Here is a 15,051-nt window from a genome sequence, read left to right on the forward strand (position 1 = left end):
CCTGGGGCGGGGACGGACGAGGAGCCAAGTGCATTGGGATCGAATTATCCTTGGGGGTTCGCACGAGTGTCAAGCGGTCTTGAACCAGCCAGGTCGATGGACGGAAGCTGAAGGTGTATGATGGCGGTGTTTGATCCCGACCTGGATACGGCGACGTACCCGACCACGAACCCGATCCTCGACGTCGCGGACCATCAGCGGTTGATCGTCAACCCGTTGCTCACGACCGTCGCCCTGCTGGGCGTGTGGGCCTTGTTCCGCTTTGCGCTGGAGGTTCGAAACCTCGGCCTCTTCCTGGCGACCCTTTTCGCCGCTCTCGTCTGCCCGTTGCTCATCCAGTATCACTGCCTGGATTGCGGCCACACCGACTTTGCGCTCAGGTCCAGGCGGCACGCCTGCGCCGCGGTCGTCCATCGAATTCGCACCGACGCGGGGGTTTCCGCCCTGCCGCCCGCGGTGAAAACCCAGATCAAGTCGTGGGTTCTCTCCACGGTCGTCGCGGGCCTACTCTACGCAATCTTTCGCCACCAGGGCTGAACGATCGGACCTGGATGGCCTCAGGGGTGCTCGACCAACGATTCGGGTTGAGGCTTCGAGTATCCGCGGCCCTTCCATAGGCTAGGCTTCCCCAGCGCGTTGCGGGCGAAGGCGTACCACTGGACCGCGACCAGGAGGGCGACGCCCACGGGATGGAAAGTCGCGCCCAGCCACGACTGTCGGAATCGCGAGGCCGCGACGAATCGGGGCGTCCAGGCGGCGGCCACCGCGACCGCGACGAGCCCGATTTCGACGCGAGACCAGGGCCGGGGCCAAGCCGCGATGGCACCCGCGGACAGGAAAAATGGCGCGACCTGTCCGCCGAGGAGGATAACCGTCATGGGGCCGATCAGCGACGGGGCCGCCAGCGCCTCGCCGGCGTTCTTGGCCAGGCCCGACCAGACCCCGCCTGCCGTGCGGTACATCCGACATTCGGCCGCGTCGGTCGCGTCGAACAGGTCGTTACGCAGGCCGGCCGCGCGGAAGCTGCGGGGGAGCTTGATGCCGTCGTGAAGCGTCGAGCGGATCGCCGAATGGCCGCCCGCCTGGAAGTAGCCCTCGCGACGTGCGACGAACAACTGGCCGCAGCCCGCGGATAGCGACGGGATCTGCGTCCGACGCATGCTGGCGATCGGCATGAAGCCGAGCAGGACGAAGTGGATCAACGGGATCAGAAGCCGCTCCATCAGACCCACCGTCTCCTGATGCGGGATGCCGCTGGCCAGGTCGACACCAGTCTCGTCCATGAAACGGGCGATGCGACCGACCGCGTCAGGTGCCAGGCGGACGTCGGCGTCCAGGAAGACGAAGAGGTCGTAGCTCGCCTCCTTCGCCATCAGCCAGCAGGCTCGTTGCTTACCGCACCAGCCGGCAGGCAGTTCGCCGGCGGTGACCAGCCGCACTCGGTCGTCCCGAGCCGCGATCGCCTTAACGACGTCGGCCGTCGCGTCTTCGGAATTGTCGTCGAGCACGATCACCTCGAGAGGACCGCGATTCGCCAGCGCCGCCTCGACCGCCGCGCCGATGGCGCGCTCCTCGTTACGTGCGGGGATCAGTACCGAGACGGCCGGCGAGGCGGTCTCGTCGCCTACCCTCGGTAGAGGGCAATAAATACGCAGATTGAGCGCGACGAGGATCGCCGGCGGGAGTGCAAAGGCCAGGCAGGCGATGAGCAGCGACGTCATGTTCGAGGACCGTGGGAGGGTTGTTCGACGAGATGTTCGGACGTGAACGATTCGCCCCGGAAGGCCGACCGCAGCCGCCGACCCAGGTCGTAGACACCGCCGACTCCCGACGAGCCTCTCACCACTGTCTGGAAGCGTCCAGGATCGCGCCCCAGGCTCGACTCCGCCAGACGATCCTGGGTCTCGCCCAGCGAGGTCTCAAGCCGCTTCGTCCAGGCTTTCGCCGAGAGGGAGACTCTCTCCTCGATTGAGATCCAGGCGCCGAAACGCGCGAGCACTTCGGGCCGGCGATCGTTCCAGAACGGATATTCGACGGCGAGCGGGACGACGGAGGCGTGCGAAGTTCGGTGAAGGAGCCTGCCGATCCCTTGCTTGAATCGGATCGGGCGCTCGCGGACGTCGACGAAGCGGCCCTGGGGCGTGACCCAGAGCATGGACTCGGGACGGGTCAGGACCGCCGAAGAGCGGCGCAGGAAGGCGATCCCGCCGCGAGCGGTCTCCAACTCGACGCCGAAGATGCCGACCCGCTCAAGGATCGGATACTGCTTCAAGCCCTCCTCGTCCATCGGGGCGTAGTGGGCTCGCGAGGGGCCGAACGACTCGGACAGGATCAATCCGATCATCGGATCCCACCACGAGGCATGACTCATTACGACGATCGCGGGACCGGGCGGAGGGTCGGTCGGCAAGCCGTCGCGATCGACGCGGAGCGCGTGGAAGTTTTTGGCCACATACCGGCGGGCGTATTTCCGAAAGCCCCGGAAGAACCAGGCCGAGCGGCGGGGCAGGGAGCCGGGGGGGCGTGCCTCCTGGGCGTTCGCCTTCAGTTCGACTCGCGCGGGGCGGGCCATCAGGAGACGCCTACCGGAGGAGCGGAGGGGGCCGACCTAGACTGGGCTTCGCGGACCGGCGCGACGAGCCCGTCGGAATCAAGGGCGTCGGCGGCGATCCAGCCGGACATCAAGACCATCGGCATTCCTGGACCGGGGTGCGCCGCGCCGCCGGCGAGATAGAGCCCCGGGACGTCCGGGCTCCGATTCGACGGCTTGAAGGCCCCGTTGAGCCGGCCATGGCTTGCCAGTCCGTAAATCGCCCCGTCCAGCACGCGGTACCGGTCGTGGATATCCTGCGGCGTCAACCAGCGTTCGAGCTTTATATGGCGTTCCAGGTCGGTCAATCCGGCCGTCCGCACGAGCTTTTCGAGGATCGTCCGACGGTACTTCGGGTAGAGCGTCTTCCAGTCGTGGTGCGGCCGCAGGTAGGGCGTATGGACGAGGACGTACAGCGCCTCGCCTCCCGGTGGAGCGGTCTCGGGTTCGGTGCCGGCCGTCGCGCACAAGTAACACGTCGGGTCCGGCGCGGGCTCGCCCTTGTTATAAATGTAGTCGAACTCCTCGTGCGGGTCGCGAGAGAAGACGAAGTCATGGTGCCTGAGCTGATCGTAGCGGCGATCCAGGCCCAGGTACATGACCACGCCGGAGCAGGCGGGTTCATACTTCCGCCGAGCTTCGAATCGCTTGGCGGCGGGACGACCCGCCAGCAACTCGCGATGGGTGCGGACGGCGTCGGAGTTTGAGACGACCGCCGAGAGTGGGACCGTCCGCCCGTCGCCCAGAATCACGCCCGAGACCTTGCCCTGATCGTCGGTGTGGATCGCTTCCACCGATGCGTCTGCGACCAACTCGACTCCCAATTCGCCGGCGAGTTTGACGAGGGCCTCGGCGACTGCGCGAGTTCCGCCGCGGGGATACCAGACGCCTTCACCGGTCTGCATGTGGGCGATCCCGCATAGGATCGCCGGCGACATGTCGGGCGAAGAGCCGACGTACTGGGTGAAGTGGTCGAGCATCTGCGCGACCCGTGCATCCTTCACGAAACTCCGGACCGTCTTCCCTACCGTGCTCCAGGGTCGCATGCTCATGAGGTCGCCGAGAAGGGCCACGCTGAAGCTCGACGACGGATCGAACATGTCCCGGACCGAGCCGATCGACTTCCAGAAGTAGAAACGTCGCGAGATGTCGTCGAGCCGCTTCGAATAGTCGAGGAATCGACCATATTCCCCGGAAGCCGCCCCGCCGGTTGAGAAAGCATCGAGCGCCTCGGCCATTCGCGGGCGGTCGGCGTGGAGGTCGAGGACGGAGCCGTCGTCGAAAAAAGACCGCCATTGGGGGTCGAGCGGGATGAGGTCGAGTCCGTCCTTCACGTCGCGGCCCGCCTCGGCGAAGATCCTCGCGAGGACGGACGGCATCAGGAGGATCGTCGGTCCCATGTCGAACCGATATCCGGCCTCAGACAGGACGGCGGCCTTGCCACCGAGCCAGGGATTCTTGTCGAAGAGCACGACGTCATAGCCCCGCGCGCCCAGGACGCACGCCGAGGCGAGCCCGGCCAGCCCACCTCCGACGATGCCGACACGTTCCGTTTTACTCATCGATCCACTTCCTCCGGAATTCCGACGCCGGCGTGAGGGGCGGGAAACAGGTTCACCGAAGAGGAGAGCAGCCCGTCGTCGCTCCCGAGAGAGACCGGGACGCCCAAGTCCTGGCCGACGAGCTTAGCCGTGATCTTCGCCGACTCGAAGATCACCGGCAGTCCGCTCCCCGGGTGCGTGCCGCCGCCAACCAGATAGACTGATTTCAGGTTTTCGAAGCGATTCCGGGGCCGCAGATAAAGCATCTGCGACAGGCTGTGGGCCAGGTTGAACGTAGCGCCGAGGTGGATCTCGTAATCCTGGTCCCAGTTCGCAGGCGTGACCTGGCGCTCGAAAACGATCCGCGACTCGACGTCTTCGAGCCCGATCTTCCTGAGCTGGTGGATCGCCAGCTCGCGAAATCGGGGGGACTCGCTCTCCCAGTCCACATTGGCGTGCTGGTGTGTGACAGGCAGCAGCACGTACAGTGTGCTCTTGCCCTCGGGCGCCAGCGACGGGTCGGTGATGCAGGCGTTCTGGACGTAGAACGAGGGGTCGCGCGAGAGGACGTGGCGGGATTCTATGTCGGAGAGGTTCTCCAGATAGTCCTTCGCCAGGTAGATCGTATGGTGGGACAGGTCGTCGTAACGGCCCTCGATCCCCAGGTAGAGCATGTAGGTCGAGCAGGAGAACTTCTTGCGGGCGATCTTGCGGTCGGACCAGCGTGGCCGCAGGGCGTCGGGCACCAGCCTGGTCATGGCTCGGGCGAAGTCGGCGTTGATGACCAGCGCGTCGCAGGCATGGACGCCAGACCGCGAACGCACGGCTACCGCCTTCTTGCCCTCGAAGAGGATCTCCTCGACCTCGTCGTCCAGAGAGATCGACGTCCCCTGATCCTCTGCGACCCTCGCCATGGCTTCGGAAACCGCCCCGCAGCCGCCGATGGGGTGGAAGACGCCGTATTCGTATTCGAGGAACGAGAGGATCGAGAAGAGGCTCGGGCAATTGAAAGGGGACATCCCCAAGTACTTCGACTGGAATGTCATCGCAAGCCGGATGCGGGGGTCGCGGAAGTAGCGTTTCAGCTCCCCGTCCAGCGAGAGCCAGGGCCGCAGCAGGGGGAGCATCCTGGCGAGTTTCGGCGACATCATGTCGCGGAAGCGGAGGAAGGGCGACTCCAGCACCGCTCGGAACTGGTCCATCTTCACGCGGTTGTCCGCAAGGAAGCGACGCAGCTGGCTGGCGTCATGCGGCGATAGGCGGCCGATCTCGCGCTCCATCCGCTCGAGATCGGGCGTCGCACGGACTTCCCCGCCCGCGCCGAATACCAGGTGATATTGCGGATCGAGCCGGACCATCTTCGTCTCGCGGTGAAGATCGCGGCCGACCGCGGCGAAAATCGACTCCAACACTCGGGGATAGAGAAAGAACGTCGGGCCGAGGTCGAAGCGGAAGCCGTCGGCCTCGAATGAGGACGTCCGGCCGCCGACATGCGGCAGACGCTCGAGGACCTTGACGGAGCAGCCGGCCGCCGAGAGCAGCATGGCGGCGGCCAACCCTCCCGGCCCCGCCCCGACGACGACGACTCGTTTGTTCCCAGGCATCGGCCGTTCGCTTCCCGGATTGAGAGCGTCCCGACCACGCCAACCCACCCCGCCGACGATCGGCGCGGCTGCGAGGAATGCGGATTCGGCGGAAATCCGGACGGTAACTCCGGCTTCTGCGGGACGATCTGAAATTACTGCAAATCCTGGTCCGAGATCAAGCGAGCGATGGGACGTGCTGCCGGAGTATGCTCCAGGATGATCTTGAAGATGACCGTCAAGGGGACCGCGAGAACCATCCCGACGAACCCCCAGAGTAGGCTCCAGAAGGCCAGACCGATGAGCACGACCAGGGGATTCACTCCTAACGCCCTGCCCGTCATCGCGGGCTCGATCAGGTTCGACGTCACCCCGTTGATCGTCAGCAAGATCACTGCGAAGGCGAGCGGCGGCCATAAGGTCGGGAATTCGAGCAGAGCGATGGCCAGCGGCGGGACGATCGCGATCAGGGGTCCGATGTAAGGTAGGAAGTTGCCGAAGAACGCGAGCACGGCCCAAGTCGCCGCGCCGGTGACGCCGAACGCCATGCACAGCGCCCACACCGGCACGGCCACCAGCAGGCTCGCCTTGACCTTCACCAGCAGATATTCCGATATCGCCCGGTTGATCGATTCCACGATCGCCATGATCCGCCCGGCGCGTTGCGAGGAGAAGCTGGAGCGAATCCGCCCAGGTAGCCCGGACGCCGACTGCAGCAGGAAGATCATGTAAAAGGCGATCACCACTGACTCCAGGCTAATCGATACGAAAGCCGAGGCCGTCCCCCGCACAAGCCTCTGGGATAGTTCGTCGGTCAGCGAGTCGCCGACCGTGGCGTCCTCGCCGGCACCGCGATGGCGTGCGAACGCCGGAGTCAACGATTCGACTGCCTTGCGGAACTTCCGCTCGAGTTGGGCTTCACGCTCCTGATAATAGGGGCGTTTCTGATCGATGCTGACGACGTCGTGATAGACCATTCGGCCCAGGGCGAGGATCCCCGTAGTAAACCCGAGGCTGATGATCAGGAAGGCGACCACCGGGCGGACCCGGCGACGCAGCCGGTTGTAGAACGGCAGGAATAGGTAGCATAGGAGCACCGCGATCAGCAACGGCCGGAGGACCGGCTCCAGTCGTTCGAGGAGGTACAGACTCGTGGCCACGATGATCAGGATGAAGGCGAGCGAACGGACTCCGCTCATCTCGGAAGCCCGCTCCAGCAGCCCCGCGGCGGTGGTAGCGTCTTCCGGTAGTCCCGCCGCATCGGCCGGCGCGTCTGCGGCAACGTCGACCCGTTCAGCGAGAGGGTCGGTCGGTCCGGCAGGGGTCGCGTTCAAGTATTTCGCTCCTCGTCGTCGAAAAGCGCTTCAACCGGGCCGGCTCAGGGCCAGACAATGGCGGGCTCGACCCAGGTCTGCAGCGCCGGATCGTCGAGCTTCGCCCGGAAGTCGGCCAGCGTCTCGTCGAGCGGACGCATGATCCCCGGGAGTTTCGACTCCAGACGGTCGATCAAGAGCCCCGAATTCAACGGCCGAGGCGCGCCCTGGCCGATCTCGGCGGTCGGCTTGCCGAGGATCAAGTCTTCGTCGAGGCCGAAAGCCGAGGCGATCGAACGCGAGAAGGCCACCCGGTTCATAACCTCGGGGCCGACCACGTTGACCAGGCCCGAGGCGCCTGCCTCCACCAACGCCAGGACGGCTTTCGCCACGTCCGGGCCGTAGCTGGGACTGGAGATCTGGTCGCTCGGACAGGTCATCGTCTTGCCGTGACTGAGATTGCGGATGAGTTGATAAGCGTAGTTCTTGCCCTGCCGTTCGGGCCCGAAGACCCAACACGTCCGGACCGTCAGCAGTCGTCCGCCGAGGGCCTCCGCGAGCGCGCCTTCGGCGTCGAATTTGGCCTGGGCGTAGACGGACAGCGGATTGGTCGCGGCATCTTCGCCATATGGACCGCTCACGCCGTCGAAGACGTAGTCGGTTGAGAAGTACACGAATCGGGCGCCGCCGGCGGCGGCCGATCGCGCGACCGCCATGGGTTGCTCAAGGTTCGCCCTGTACGCCTTGGCTCGGTCGCGCTCGCAGCCGTCGACCCAGGTGAATCCGGCCGGATAGAAGACGACGTCCGGCTTCTTCTCGCGGATGAGACGATCCGCGGCATCGCCGTCGGCCGCGTCGAGCGGGATCAGGCCGGGATAGGCGCGGGTTGAATACGTCCCGACGGACTCATGCCCTCGAGCTGCCAGGTGGCGGAGCAGCCAGCCCCCGATCTGCCCCGAGCCTCCCACGACGACCGCCTTCAGCCGCTCGGCCGCGGTCCCCTCGCGCGTCGCCAGCAACTCCGGGCGCGCAACATGTAATTGTGAAGACATCCCTTGGCCCAACTCCGTTACCGCGACGTCGTCGACTCGACCAGGGCCTCGGCCGGCCCTGATCGACGACATCTTACGACGCCGATCCCCCGGAGGACAGATGCGTCCCAAGGGATTCTGAACCGAGATCCAGTTCGACCCCGACCGCCCCCGTCCGGGGCCTTTTCGGCCCCGACGACGGGAACGCGCCGGAGGGTCGGCATCAGCTGTTGCGCGTGCCGAAGACCCCGCCGTTGGGTCCGAACGCGGCGATGTAGGAGGGCAGGACTCCGAGTTCGCCGTTCTGGCCCCATCCCAGGACCTGGGTGCGGACGACGGCTAGATTGCTCTGCAGCTCCTGTCGCGTCGAAGAAACGCCGACCGCATTTTCGAGCAACTCGGCGACCGACAGGTTGCCGACGGACCCGCTCAGCCCCGGATTGAGGCTGGTCAGCGCGGTGCGGTTGGATAGGCCTACGCCGCCCGTAGGATTATTCGCACCCATGCCGCGGCCGTACGGAAGCTTGCCCTCCACGGCGCTCATCCGAGCGTCGACGTTCGCGAGCGCCGTCCCCCGGGCGTACAGATACGACTGGCCGCCATCGCCATAGGTCCCCACGCCGACCTTGGCGTAGAAGGCGTCGGTGAATCCGCCCTGGCGGTCGAAGAAGGTCAGCGTATTCCGCGTGAAATTCACGATCGCCGTATTTACATCCCGCTGGACGCCTTCGTAGGTGCGGCTGGTGAGGACGAACGCCCCCTTGAGACCGAGGGTGTTGGAGCCGCCCACGAACGCAGGGAACTTGAACCCGCTCAGAAGGGTCCTCTCCTCCATGACCAAGACGCCTTCGGGGGTGAACTGATGCTTCTTCACGGTTTGCGCTCCAATATGGTCGTTGTGAACAGGTGAATGACGCGGACTCACTCCGCCGGGGCCTCCGGAGGTGAAGATCCGCAGACGAGCGTGGTCGAAGATTCGCCATCGGGCTGCCGAAAAAGCGGCAGTGAACGCTTACAGCCTGGGCGATATCATGCGACTCTCTAACGATACTAGGCAAAGCATCGTTTTAGTTCAATTTAAATCCGATTTTTTTCAACGATGTTAATTCTAATCCATAAAATAGCATTTTTAAATCGAATATCGCTTTTATTGGAACACGATAGGTCCGAGACGAGTCCCAGGAACGCTCTGGACTCAATCCGGGCCGCCGAGATGCATCGGTACGACTGGAGACGATTCGTCCGATCGGAATGAGGCGGGGGTCGACGGCAGGGGCGCGACGCTGCGGAACCGTGAAGGGCGATCCGTCAGGTCTAACACGAGTGAGGGTACGTCTCAGGGAAGTTCGGGATGAAGGGCGCGAGCCGCCTTGAGGAGCTCGGACAGCGCCTGACGCATATTTCGTCCCCTGACGGCGTCGCCCGCCGCGCCGGCCGGTTCCCCCTGCGCCTTCCAGATGTCGAAGGCCCGGGCCTTGAGTTCTTCGCGGATCTGTCGCTCCGCGTTGACCCAGTTTGCGAGACTGACGGCCTGGCCGGCCTCGCCTCGCGGAGACCCCTGGGACACCCAAATCTCGCGCGCGCGGATCGTGGTCAGTTCGCGGAATTCAACGGACGATTCGAAGTCCGGGTCCGGCTCGGCCCCAGGCATGAAAGGATCGACCGGTGGCGGGTTGGGCTGGAGGCGAAGGATCTGCGGCGGCGGATCCGGTCTCTGAAACCAGGCCCCACGATAAGCGGCCGTGGCCGCCGCCGCGATGGCGAGGAGGGCTCCGGCGAACAATGCTCGACCCAGAGTCGAGGCCCGGGGGGCGAGCGCACCGTCGAGCTCTGCAAGGAATGTGTCGAGATCGGCGTAGCGGTCCTGGGGTTCTCGCGAGAGCGCCTTCATGACGACGCCGTCCACGCGTCGATCGAGGGTCGAGTCGATCTCGGAGGGGCTCTTGAACGAGCCCACGGGCCGCTTTCCCGTCAGCAGTTCATAGGACACCGCGGCCAGTGAATACTGGTCGGACCGCGCGTCGACCTGCCCCCCGTTTTGCTGTTCGGGAGACGCATAGACTAGGGTTCCAATCCCCTGATGGGTCTCGGTAAGGCGGCCGCGATCCTCCTGCAGGACAGCCAGTCCGAAGTCGGCGACCTTAACCAGGGAGTCGGTGGGGGTCAGGATGTTCTCGGGCTTTAGGTCGCGATGCAGGATCTTCTTCTCGTGGAGGTACGACAAAGCCTGGCCGATCTGCGAGAGGATCGACCGCCTCCTGGCAGGAGTGATCGATCGATCCTTCTGCAGCAGCTTCCGGAGGTCGCCGTTTTCGATGTATTCGGTGACGAGATAGGGGGGGCCGTCGTCGGGCAGCGTCCCGAAGTCGAGTATCGTCAAGACGTGGGGGTGGGCGACCATCGCCAGGATCTTGGCCTCGCGCTCGAAGCGTTCGCGACGCCCTGAGCAGCCTTCGCCTTGCGGCATGGCGAGGAGTTTGACGCAAACCGTGCGACCCAGAGTGCGTTGGCGGGCGAGGTACACGCGACCCATGCCCCCCTCGCCGATAAGGCGTAGGAGGTCGTAGCCCGGGACGGCCGGCAGGGCCGCCGGATTGACCTCGATCGGATGCACGGTCGTTCCTCCCGAGACGCAGAACCCGCAGCCGTCGGACGGACGCCTAGATCGGTCGCGACCAAAAGGACTCAATATCTTTTTGAGCACATATCCCCATGGGTTTCAAGCCCAGCGATTTCGATGCCGAGTCGATCCTTGCACGGTCGCAGTCGGCCGAATTAAGAGCCTGACTGGATGGCGTCTGGCGTCCGCACGTCACCTCCGATTACACTTGTCCCCGGCTGGACGGCGACGGCCGCGAACTTGGTCGGGTCGGGCGTCTCCAGCCCCTTTTCGGCCGCGATGCGAAGCTATGCGGAGGTGCGATGGGCTGGACGGATTCCACATGGATCTGGGCGCAGGCGGCAGGGGTCGGCAGTCCGGCCGCGGCCGCTTATGCGGCGCTGCGACGCTGGTGCGGAGGTCTGACGCTGGCCCCGTCGAGGCCCGTACCCGATTGGGGCGTCCTGGGCGTCCTGGCCGCCGCACCGGCCTTGCTGGTGTTCCTCGCGATGATCGGTCAGGGACCAGCCTCGACGCTGAAGCAGATCCTCGACGTCTCAGGTCATCTTCGGCTTCTTCGCGAGGCGACGGCGCGGGTCTGGCGCGCAGGGAGGCTGGTAACGGCCTTGCTGGGGTTTACGGTCCTGTCGTGGACCGGCAGCCAGTGCCTCGCGTTCTTCTTCGAGGATGCCGAACGAGGGCGTACCGACCTGCTCGTCCTCAAGCGGGGCCGGGGTCCCATCGAACTCCTCCTCGAGCACGCCGCGACGTCCACGGCGACCCCGCTCCGCGACCTCGCGGGCCTGGCCGACAACCTCCCGCTTCTGGCGGCGGCGGTCGCAGTCGTGCTGTCCGTGGGATCGTTGCGACCGGCCGGCACCGGGCTGGTCAGGACTCACAATCTCCGGCCCGCCTCCGGTTCGTTCGATAGGGAATCGTCTTGGCGCAGCGTCGTCGGGATTTGCCTGGTCCTGTACCTCCTCTATCGCCTCTTCTCCCGCGTCGCGGGCGGAGGGGCCCTGCCGGTGGGAAACTGCCTGGTCCTGGAAGTGGCGATCGTCCCCGGCTTGATGCTCGTCTGCGATGGATTCCTGATGGCCTGGATCCTCGCCGAGCTACGCGACGGCGAACCCGGCGATGATCAGGTCGGCCGGATCGACCCGTCTCGCGCGCTCCGACTACTGCCTGCGGCGGCCCTCGGCTGTCTCGCCGCGTTGCCGGCGCGCTACGCGGCCACAGCGGTCCTGCTCGCGTCTCAGCACGTCCCCGCCGCCGTCATGGCGACGTGGTTCGGCGGGCTCGTCCGTTGGAGCCTGGGGCCCGGCCTGCTAGTGCTCCAGGCCCTATCCCTTGCGACCATGGGAATCGCCGGAGCGATCGCCTGGAGCCGCGGCTCGATCGACGAAGCATGGCTCGGCTATCGTCGGCTCGTCGAGCGAGAAGGGGGGCGGATCGCCGTCGTGTCGGTCCTGGCCGGGGTCGGGTGCGGCGTCCTATCGGCGGGAGCGTACAGCTTGCTCCTATTGCTCCCGCCGGCGGGCTGGGTGCTGCCCGCCGCCGACGCCTACGCGCATTACGCGACGTTTCCCGTAGGCCTCTGGACGCTCTCGGCATTCATCCACCTGGCCGAAAGGACCTTGCCGACGGCGAGACGTCGGGACGTCTCCCCCGACCGGATGGACGTCGAGCCATCCGCCGTCGATGGTGACTTCGCGAGCGTAGTCGAGGGCTCGTCGAGCCCGAAGCTGGACTGATCGCGGTGAACCACCGCGATCGCAAACCGCTCTATCGGTGGCGGCCGGCCCGTTTACTCGAATCGATTTAGTCGTCGAGAACCCAGAAATTCCCCGTCCTCGACAGGCCCACCGGACGTACTTCCGAGTGGCGCGACGAAGCTGATCACGGTCGGCCTTCCCGAAGCGATGACCGGGACCGGGCCGGCGGCTGGTTCGCTTGACAGATTCGCGAGGCCGGCGTTGTAATGACGATCGACGACTCTCGACCGCCGAAGGCGCGCAGGAACTCGTCCCGAGCGGCTTTCCCTGGGAGACCCTTTCGTCCGCCTTCCGGACCTCTCGCTCGCACGTCGACCTCCGAGGGAGTTCCCGACAGGTCGAGCCCGCCCCCGTCGTCTCGCCCGCGTTGGCAATACGGTCGCGCCTTGAGCCGGAGCGGGTCGTCGCGCCTCTCTGCGCCCCCGAGCCCGGGCGACCGGCCGCTCGCGGGCGGCCGATTCGCAGAACTGACTCCCTCTCGGTTGCCATACAGCCTGAATCATCGACCTTCAGGAGGAACCCAGTCATGTCCGCAGGATCGGAACTCATCTCGCTGATCGCCCGGCGCCAGAACCCCGACGAATACAAGCAGAAGCACTGGACCGGCAGCTTCGCGGAATATCTCGACCTCGTCCGCCAGGATCCCAACGTCACCCGAACCGCCTACCAGCGGCTTTATGACATGATCATCAGCAAGGGGACCGAGGAGATCGCCGTCAACAAGGAGAAGCTGGTCCGCTACAAATTCTTCGACGACCCCGACGACGGCGGCCAGGACGCCATATTCGGCCTCGAACGGACGATGATCAGCCTCGTGAACGTCCTCAAGAGCGCCGCGCACGGCTACGGCACCGAACGTCGCGTGCTCTTGCTCCACGGTCCCGTCGGAAGTTCCAAGAGCACGTTGGCGCGTTTGCTGAAGAAGGGCCTCGAACGCTACTCCCACACCGAGGACGGCCGACTCTTCAGCTTCGGTTGGAAGGACGTCGGCCCCGAAGGCGAGGAGACGCTCCACGAGTGCCCGATGCACGAGGAGCCGCTCCACCTCATCCCCCAGAACGACCGCGCCGAGTTGCTCTCTCAGCTCGCCGACGGACGCAGCCACGTATACGACCTCAACGTCGTCGGCGACCTGTGCCCGTTCTGCCGCCAGATGTTCAACGACCGCATGGAGCGTTACGCCGGCGACTGGGCCAAGGTCGTCCAGGACGTCCGGGTGCGCCGCCTGATCCTCTCCGAGCAGGATCGGGTGGGCATTGGCACATTCCAGCCCAAGGACGAGAAGAATCAGGACGCCACCGAGCTGACCGGCGACATCAACTATCGCAAGATCGCCGAGTACGGCACCGAGAGCGACCCCCGGGCGTTCAATTTCGACGGCGAGTTCAACATATCCAACCGCGGCATCATCGAATTCATCGAGGTCCTCAAGCTCGACGTCGCCTTCCTGTACGACCTCCTGGGCGCGAGCCAGGAGCACAAGATCAAGCCCAAGAAATTCGCCCAGACCGACATCGACGAGGTGATCATCGGGCATACCAATGAGCCCGAATACAAGAAGCTGCAGTCCAACGAGTTTATGGAGGCGCTTCGGGACCGTACGGTCAAGATCGACGTCCCTTACGTCACGCGGCTCACCGACGAGATCCACATTTACGAGAAGGACTACAACGAGCGCAAGGTGCGCGGCAAAAGGCTGGCGCCGCACACGCTCGAAGTCGCCGCGATGTGGGCCGTCCTGACGAGGCTCGAGGAGCCCAAAAACGCAGGCCTGACCCTCATGCAGAAGATGAAGCTCTACAACGGCAAGACCCTGCCCGGCTTCACCGAGGATAACATCAAGGAGCTTCGGGAAGAGTCCGAGCGCGAGGGCATGCTGGGCATCAGCCCGCGCTACGTCCAGGACAAGATCTCGAACGCCCTGGTCGCCCACCCCACCGAGCGGTCCATCAACCCGTTCATGGTTCTGAACGAGCTGGAGTCCGGCCTCAAACACCATTCGTTGATCAACAGCGACGAGACGCGAAAGCACTATCGTCACCTACTCTCGTTGGTCAAAGAAGAGTATGAGGACATCGTCAAGAACGAGGTCCAGCGAGCCATCGCCGCCGACGAGGACGCCCTGACCCGGCTGTGCGGCAACTACATCGACAACGTCAAGGCGTACACCCAGCGCGAGAAGGTCAAGAACAAGTACACCGGCCAGACCGAGGAGCCCGACGAGCGACTGATGCGGTCGATCGAGGAGAAGATTGACATTCCGGAGAGCCGCAAGGACGACTTCCGGCGCGAGATCATGAACTACATCGGGGCCCTCGCCCTCGACGGCCGGAAGTTCGACTACCGGACGAACGAGCGGCTCCAGAAGGCCCTGGAATTGAAGCTGTTCCAGGATCAGAAGGACACGATCAAGCTGACGACGATGATCTCCAGCGTCGTCGACAAGGACACGCAGGAGAAGATCGACATCGTCAAGGCGCGACTCATCCGGAGCTACGGCTACGACGACGATTCGGCGACCGACGTCCTCAACTACGTCGCCAGCATCTTCGCGAGGGGCGACGTCAAACGCGGCGGCCACTGAGCGTCCAGCACCCGCCCGCTCCGACCCATCGAACG

11 protein-coding genes are annotated in these 15,051 nt (G+C 65.0%); 3 read left to right on the forward strand and 8 right to left on the reverse strand.

The window, feature by feature from the left end; translation table 11 throughout:
• Positions 1-117 precede the first annotated feature (117 nt).
• Positions 118-537, forward strand: coding sequence for a hypothetical protein (locus PZE19_RS06990; protein WP_277859856.1), 420 nt, complete (start codon positions 118-120; stop codon positions 535-537).
• A 20-nt stretch (positions 538-557) separates the two neighbouring features.
• On the opposite strand, the gene PZE19_RS06995 is transcribed toward PZE19_RS06990, so the two are convergent.
• The 8 genes from PZE19_RS06995 to PZE19_RS07030 form a co-directional block, all read right to left on the reverse strand.
• Positions 558-1,721 (reverse strand): glycosyltransferase family 2 protein, encoded by a 1,164-nt coding sequence (locus PZE19_RS06995; protein ID WP_277859857.1) that lies wholly within the window; start codon positions 1,719-1,721, stop codon positions 558-560.
• Positions 1,718-2,572, reverse strand: coding sequence for a lysophospholipid acyltransferase family protein (locus PZE19_RS07000; protein WP_277859858.1), 855 nt, complete (start codon positions 2,570-2,572; stop codon positions 1,718-1,720). The genes PZE19_RS06995 and PZE19_RS07000 overlap by 4 nt, the downstream gene beginning before the upstream one ends.
• A complete protein-coding gene (locus PZE19_RS07005) occupies positions 2,572-4,152 on the reverse strand; it encodes a phytoene desaturase family protein (RefSeq protein WP_277859859.1) in 1,581 nt (526 codons plus the stop codon). The genes PZE19_RS07000 and PZE19_RS07005 overlap by 1 nt, the downstream gene beginning before the upstream one ends.
• Positions 4,149-5,735: a phytoene desaturase family protein gene (crtI, locus tag PZE19_RS07010; RefSeq protein WP_277859860.1), complete on the reverse strand. Its 1,587-nt coding sequence runs from the start codon at positions 5,733-5,735 to the stop codon at positions 4,149-4,151. The genes PZE19_RS07005 and crtI overlap by 4 nt, the downstream gene beginning before the upstream one ends.
• 134 nt (positions 5,736-5,869) lie before the next feature.
• Positions 5,870-7,048, reverse strand: coding sequence for an AI-2E family transporter (locus tag PZE19_RS07015; RefSeq protein ID WP_277859861.1), 1,179 nt, complete (start codon positions 7,046-7,048; stop codon positions 5,870-5,872).
• A gap of 44 nt (positions 7,049-7,092) precedes the next feature.
• A complete protein-coding gene (locus PZE19_RS07020; protein ID WP_277859862.1) occupies positions 7,093-8,079 on the reverse strand; it encodes an SDR family oxidoreductase in 987 nt (328 codons plus the stop codon).
• Positions 8,080-8,281: 202 nt separating this feature from the next.
• Positions 8,282-8,932, reverse strand: a complete 651-nt coding sequence (locus tag PZE19_RS07025) for a hypothetical protein (RefSeq protein ID WP_277859863.1) — start codon at positions 8,930-8,932, stop codon at positions 8,282-8,284.
• 462 nt (positions 8,933-9,394) lie between these two features.
• On the reverse strand, positions 9,395-10,672 hold the full coding sequence (locus PZE19_RS07030; RefSeq protein ID WP_277859864.1) for a serine/threonine-protein kinase: 1,278 nt from the start codon (positions 10,670-10,672) through the stop codon (positions 9,395-9,397).
• Positions 10,673-10,980: 308 nt separating this feature from the next.
• Between PZE19_RS07030 and PZE19_RS07035 the strand changes: the two genes are divergently transcribed.
• Positions 10,981-12,411 (forward strand): hypothetical protein, encoded by a 1,431-nt coding sequence (locus PZE19_RS07035; RefSeq protein WP_277859865.1) that lies wholly within the window; start codon positions 10,981-10,983, stop codon positions 12,409-12,411.
• 547 nt (positions 12,412-12,958) lie between these two features.
• Positions 12,959-15,016 carry a PrkA family serine protein kinase gene (locus PZE19_RS07040; protein WP_277859866.1) on the forward strand — a complete coding sequence of 686 codons (2,058 nt, stop codon included), beginning with the start codon at positions 12,959-12,961 and terminating at the stop codon, positions 15,014-15,016.
• Positions 15,017-15,051 lie beyond the last annotated feature (35 nt).

The organism is Paludisphaera mucosa (assembly GCF_029589435.1).
GTDB classification, from domain to species: Bacteria; Planctomycetota; Planctomycetia; order Isosphaerales; family Isosphaeraceae; genus Paludisphaera; species Paludisphaera mucosa.